The 1,063-nt window shown below is 49.3% G+C and carries 1 pseudogene; it reads right to left on the reverse strand.

Going from position 1 to position 1,063, the window contains the following annotated elements:
* Positions 1-1,063, reverse strand: a pseudogene (locus tag RTP55_RS07195) (TipJ family phage tail tip protein); the annotation flags it as partial.

A 1,063-nucleotide genomic window follows, 5' to 3' on the forward strand; every position in this document is an offset into this window, starting at 1 on the left:
TTCCATTGATTGCTGTCCGCGGTGAGCGGGGTCACAATCGCATAGACACCGTCTAGCTTGGTAGTATTAGCCGTGACTTTGCCGTTTAGCTCAGTGACTTTGCTATCAACTGCAGTAACCGAGCCTGTACTCGCTTTACCCGCCAAATCAGCTTGTACCTGTTGTAGCGTACTTGCTGTCGCACTCGCGCTATCTGCAGCAGCATTGGCTTTATTAACTGCCGTTGCCGCATTGGTGTTAGCCGTGTCCGCTGTTGACTTGGCTGTATCAGCAGTTGACTTGGCTGTATTTGCTACCGATTGAGCGTTGGTAGCAGTTGCACTCGCGGTTTGTGCTAATGATGACGCACTGCCCGCTTGCGTCACTGCTGTGTCGGCTTTTGAGACAGCGCTAGCAGCATTTTGCATTGCTGTGTTGGTGTTAGTGTCAATCGTGGTAACACGGTTGTCTAACGCGGTGATAGCGTTGCTATTTGCAGATGTTTTATCAGCTTGGGTTTTGACATCTTGCTTGATAGTAGCAATACTACTGTCGGTTTGCGCAATATAGGTATCAACACGTTGGGTAATCGCTTTATCCGCATCAGCACGCGCAGTTTGCTCGCTAGTGATGGCAGCGCTATTGCTGTTAAAGCCGGCGGTGAGTACGTCAATGCGGCTAGACAGCGTATAATCACCCGTCGCAATAGCTGATTGCAATGTCCAAGCAGTTGCTTGTTTGCTATTGCTATCGGCTTTCCATTGATTGCTGTCCGCGGTGAGCGGGGTCACAATCGCATAGACACCGTCTAACTTTGTCGCTGTGGCAGATTGCGCAGTAGTGACGGTTTTAACATCGGACTGCACAGCAGCCAACGCATTATCGTTTGATGTTTTATAAGTGGTGATTACTTCAAGTACCGCATCATCGCCGTCTGCTCTGTCTTTTAGCTCCTGTGTCAATCCATCGCTAACTGATTTAATTGCGGTAATGCGGCTTTGCGTCTCTTTTGCAATGGCATCGCTGTTGGTTTTGATATCAGCAATACGCGCGTCGCGCTCAGCAGTAATCGCATCTGTGTTGA

Origin of the sequence: Moraxella sp. CTOTU47579 (genome assembly GCF_032004885.1) — a bacterium.
Taxonomy (GTDB): domain Bacteria; phylum Pseudomonadota; class Gammaproteobacteria; order Pseudomonadales; family Moraxellaceae; genus Faucicola; species Faucicola tetraodonis.